Source organism: Rhodococcus sp. NPDC003382, from assembly GCF_053589135.1.
Genome location: NZ_JBSFRH010000119.1, coordinates 1 through 1,231, shown reverse-complemented (window position 1 = coordinate 1,231; position 1,231 = coordinate 1). Strand labels below are relative to the sequence as shown.

The 1,231-nt window shown below is 69.9% G+C and carries 2 protein-coding genes; both read right to left on the bottom strand.

Annotation, left to right across the window (positions count from 1 at the left end):
* Positions 1-476, bottom strand: a 476-nt coding sequence (locus ACWDUD_RS30660) for an ATP-binding protein (protein ID WP_450111783.1), incomplete at its 3' end; no start/stop codon positions are given.
* A partial coding sequence (locus ACWDUD_RS30655) for a Mu transposase domain-containing protein (RefSeq protein WP_450111782.1) occupies positions 473-1,231 on the bottom strand: 759 nt, incomplete at its 5' end. The genes ACWDUD_RS30660 and ACWDUD_RS30655, both read right to left, overlap by 4 nt.

The following is a 1,231-nucleotide window of genomic DNA, read 5'->3' as shown; positions in this document are numbered from 1 at the left end:
GCCGCCCGGTGACAGCGGGCCGCCAGATCCGCGGCGGTGGTGAAATAGGTGCGGTAACCGGCATGCGCCGCAGCCCGCGCCAAACCCACCGACAGATGGGTCTTTCCGACCCCTGGCGGCCCGATCAGCAGCACGTTCGTCGCGGTTTCCAGGAACCGGCAGGAGCCCAGCTCGGCGATCAACGCCCGATCCAGACCGGGCGCGGCGTCGAAATCGAAATCGTCGAGTGAGGCCGGGGTCGGCAGGCACGCGAACCGCAACCGCCCCGCCAGCCGGCGGGCTTCGGTGGCATCGACCTCGATCGAGAGCAATTGTTCGAGGGTCGCGGTCATCGACAGGCCCTGTTTCTGCGCCCGGTCGAGCACCGAGGGCAACGCTTCGGCGGCGTCGTGCAGCTTCAGCGTCGCCAGGTGACCCCGCAGCCGCTGATAGACACTCGCTGCCGCGACGGTGGTGGTGTCGGGGTTGGGGGTCATGACAGGGTGTTCCTTCCGCGGGCGGCACGCTCGTAGGCGGCCAGATCGATGACCGGCGAGGCCGGAGAGGTCGACGGTGAATGAGACTCAGTAGTGTTGGTGCGCAATGCTTCTGCCGCAGCACGAGCGTCCGCGCCGGGTGGGATGCGTTCCTTGCGGCGGTGCGGCCGGCCTCCGGCCGCGGCACCGGCCAGTGCGGCCTGTTCGAGGGCGTGGACGTGTCCGTGATCGCGCACGATGACCCCGGCCCCGTCCGGAGCCAGCCGGTGGCGGGCGACGGTGATCTGCGAGGCGGTGACGATGTCGATCACCTCGTCACCGAGCCTGCGGGTGACGTGCACCTGCGCTGCCGCCAGTTCCGGGGGCACCGAGTAGCGGTTGCCGCGGTAGGCCACCAACGCTTGCCGGGAGACGGTCCGCGGTTCGCTGATGACCACCGGATACGGGCTGCTCGGCATCGGCGCCAGCGGTTCGCGGGCGGCGACGGTCAGCACCGAGGCTTTACCGTCGGCGGTGGCGCGCATCCGGGCATCGGCGCGCAGGGTGCAGAACTTGTCCACGCTCGCCTGCGCCTGCTCGACCGTCAACTCGTCGGCCACGGACCTCCACCACCGCTGTGCTGCAGTGTGATTGGCCTTCTCGACGACACCTTTGCGGTTGCCGGACCGTGGCGGGCAGATCGCCGGCACGACACCGTAGTACTTGGCGACGCCGGCGAATGAGGCGGTGACCGTCCCGGACTCGGGGTGGCAGAC